Origin of the sequence: Flavobacterium zhairuonense (assembly GCF_004352915.1) — a bacterium.
Taxonomy (GTDB): Bacteria; Bacteroidota; Bacteroidia; order Flavobacteriales; family Flavobacteriaceae; genus Flavobacterium; species Flavobacterium zhairuonense.
On the sequence record NZ_SJSY01000047.1, the window covers coordinates 1 to 4,084 of the forward strand.

Annotated in this window: 2 protein-coding genes; both read left to right on the plus strand. The window is 38.8% G+C overall.

The features are described 5' to 3' along the window. Window positions 1-1,452 (plus strand): T9SS type A sorting domain-containing protein (locus EYY60_RS00105; protein WP_132987400.1); only part of this gene is annotated, 1,452 nt, incomplete at its 5' end. Window positions 1,453-1,555: 103 nt separating this feature from the next. Beyond that, window positions 1,556-4,084, plus strand: a 2,529-nt coding sequence (locus tag EYY60_RS00110) for a serine hydrolase (RefSeq protein ID WP_132987401.1), incomplete at its 3' end; no start/stop codon positions are given.

Below are 4,084 nucleotides of genomic sequence, written 5' to 3' on the forward strand. Positions count from 1 at the left end.
GATTTCAGTGCAGGCTCTACTGGAAAAGTCGTGATTCGTACAACGGGCACAACAGGAGTTGTTATTGCCGATGCTTTTAAATTCACTTTTGTGGATTGTTTGCCGGAGAATGTAGCTCCAGTAGCTAATTTTACGCCGACAACGGCTGCAGTTTGCGAAGGACAAACAGTGACATATACCAGTACTTCTACAAACGCAACTTCTTACAGCTGGTCATTCCCAGGAGGAACGCCAAGTACAAGTACAGCCGCAAATCCAGTAGTTACTTATAGCACTTCAGGAACTTATGATGCAAGCTTAACAGTAACAAATTCAGTAGGTTCTGATACTAAAACAGTAACAGGATTGGTGACTGTAAACCCTGCGGCAGCTGTTGTAGCTGGTTTTACTGCTCCTTTAACTGAATTAGCAGTAGGAGAGAGCATGACTCTGACAAATACTTCTACAGGAGCTACTACTTATGCTTGGACTTTCCCTAATGGATCTCCTGCAACAAGTACAGCGGCAAATCCATCAGTAAGTTTTACAACTGCGGGCACAAAAACGATTACTTTGGTAGCTTCAAACGCTTGCGGAAGCAACACATACACAATGACAATTTGTGTGGGTACAAGTACGACAACTACATTAGAAACTTTTGAAGCTTCAGCTGGAAGATTTACACAAGTTCCAACTACTTCTGGTTCGACGGTTGGAATTGCAACAACTTCTACTTTGGCAAGAGCTACAGATAGCTATAAAAACGGAACAGCGAGTCTAAAAGCGGTTTTGAATGATAATACTTCGGTAACTACAAACTGGCTGGTTCGTTTGCTTTCTGGCGGAGGAACTCCTGCAAATAATCAGGCTTTTGTTGGCAACCAAGGAACTTTTGGTTTCTGGCTGAAAACAAGTACAGCAAATGCTGGAGCAGTAGTGACGGCTTGGATTGATGATGCTGACGGGCTTGAAGAATTGCCTCCAATTGCAATCATCAACAATGGAGCTTGGAATTACTACGAATGGTTCTTGCCAACTGCAGTTGGAACAACTATCACAACTGGAAACGGAATTGTTAGCGGTGCATCTGTAACTTTAGACGCCATTGTCATCAAACAAAACAATACTGCCAATACAATGACAGTTTGGATTGATGATATTCAGCACAATTATATTTCGGGATGTTCTGGAACTAGAAAAATGCTGGATGTTGCTGACGTTGAAGAAGTAAAAATTACTGAAGGTTTAGTGGTATATCCAAATCCAACAAACGGAATCTTGAATTTGAGTTTGGAAAACAACACAAAATCGGATGTTTATATGTATAATATTTTAGGTCAGCAATTGTTGAACACTACTTTTGAAGGAAATGAAAAACAGCTTGATCTGAATAATTTTGATCAAGGAATTTACCTCCTTCAAGTCATAACCGATGGCAAAACATCAACCAAGAAAATTATTTTAAATAAATAATCTTTTAAACTACCCAGACGTTACTTACAATGTTTGGGTAGTTTTTTACTATTGGTTTGCTTTATAGTTTAGTTTTTAAAAAAATCATTGAAAATGTTATGCTATGAAAAAACACTACACTTTATTATTGTTATGCAGTATAATGCTTGTAAAGGCACAAACATTTCAGCAAAAATTGCAAACTGCTGTTGCAAACTCATGGACAGGAAGTGGGCTTTCAGGAGTTTCCGTGGCAGTATCTACTCCAAATTTAGGAATGGTTTATGCCTCCGCAGGTATCGGAAATGTGTACACGCAATCGCCAATTTTGCCAAATACCCAATATAGGATCGCAAGTGCAACCAAAAACTTTACGGCAACATTAATTATGCGATTGCAAGAAGCGGGTTATTTTAATATAAATGATAAATTATCGCAACACTTAGTAATTCCCGGCTTACCGAATGGAAGCACAATTACGATTAAACAATTATTGCAACATACTGCTGGCGTAGGTGACTATTTAAACGGAAGCTCGGATTTTATAAATGCTGCTGTTCCTGACAAAATTTTTACAGATGCCGAAATAGTGGGTTACATTAATAATATGGGAGCGTCATTTACTCCAGGTAGTTCTTATGAATATTCTAATGGAGGTTTTTATTTGCTTGGCATGTTAATCGAAAAAAAATTAGGAAAAACATTAGATGTAGCGATTCAGGAATGGATTGCTTCACCACTTGAATTATCTAATACTTTTATGGATTTTACAAGTACAACGACCAACAAAATTCCAAATTTAGCCGAAGGAACAAGAGCTTACAATTATTCACCAACATCGGTAAAAGGGGCGGGAGCCATTGTAGCAAATCCTGGCGATTTAGCAAAATACTGTAAAGCAGTTTTTGGAGGAAATTATTTGACACAAGGTTCTATAAATGCAATGATTTCGCCTTCTGCGCTTAATTCTGCATATGGTTTAGGAACGCGACTTTATACTTCTTCAAACAATGTAAAATATCACGGTCATACAGGAACAATCCTAGGATATAATTCTTTTATGTATTTTATTCCATCACTAAATGTTTCTGTCGCAATTACGACCAATGCTTATGCGAGTCCTTCTTCACTATGGGATAATATCAAAACAGCAGTTTACAATGTTGTCGAGCAAGAATATCTAAGTTATTGCGCGACAAATAATTGTTTTACAGCCAATATTCCTGTTCCTACAGCACCTACATCTGGACAGATTTATGTGAACACTCCGGTAAACTTTGCTTGGGATTCTACAGTTTCAGGAGCAGATTACCGCATTCAGGTTTCTAAATCGAATTCGGGATGGAATGATACAGACGGATTTACATCGGCAACTACGCCAAATAGTACTGTAGTTGTAAACGATGTTGTAAATACGGTAAAAACGTATTCTTGGAATGGTACAAACGCAGGGGTTTCAGAATCGCCAATAGGGGGAACTGTTTACTATTACACTATTAGAAGTTACAGTGCAGCAACAGGAACTTCGAAATATTCTGCTCCAGTAAGTTTTACTCCAAAAAGTGCTGGCTGTACTTTGCCGGGAACAACCTCAATCACAGTAGACAATTTAGCAGCAACTTTGGTTGGAACTTGGACATCTACTTCTGCAACAGCAGGATATATCGGTACAAATTATATTCATGATGGCGATACCGGAAAAGGAACTAAATCGGCGACTTTTACTCCGTCAATTGCTCAAAGAGGGAAATATGAAGTATTCATCAACTTCACAGCAGGTACAAATCGTCCAACAAATGTTCCCGTAGATATCATAGATGAAAACGGAACAACTACCGTTACAGTAAACCAACAAATCAATAATGCGACTTGGGTTTCATTAGGAAGATACAATTTCAGTGCAGGCTCTACTGGAAAAGTGGTGATTCGTACAACAGGTACAACAGGAGTTGTGATTGCAGATGCTTTCAAATTCACTTTTGTTGATTGTTTGCCAGAAAATGTAGCTCCAGTAGCTAATTTCACACCAACAACTGCCGCAGTTTGTGAAGGACAAACAGTAACTTATACAAGTACTTCCACAAATGCAACTTCTTACAGCTGGTCATTCTCAGGAGGAACGCCGAGTACAAGTACAGCTGCAAATCCAGTAATTACATATAATGCATCAGGAACTTATGATGCAAGCTTAACAGCAACAAATAGTATAGGTTCCGACACTAAAACAGTAACAGGATTGGTTAACGTAAATCCTGCTGCGACTGTTGTAGTTGGTTTTACTGCTCCTTTGACAGAATTGGCAGTAGGAGAGAGTATGGCATTAACCAATACTTCAACTGGAGCAATGACCTACGCTTGGACTTTCCCTAACGGATCTCCTGCAACAAGCACAGCTACAAATCCGACTGTTAGTTTTACCACAACAGGGACAAAAACGATTACTTTGGTTGCTTCAAATGCTTGCGGAAGCAATACTTATACAATGACAATCTGCGTTGGTACAAAAACAACCACTACTTTAGAAACTTTTGAAGCTTCTGCCGGTAGATTTACGCAAGTTCCAACGACTTCTGGTTCTACAGTAGGTATTGCAACAACTTCTACTTTGGCAAGAGCTACAGATAGCTATAAAAACGGAACAGCGAGTCTAAAA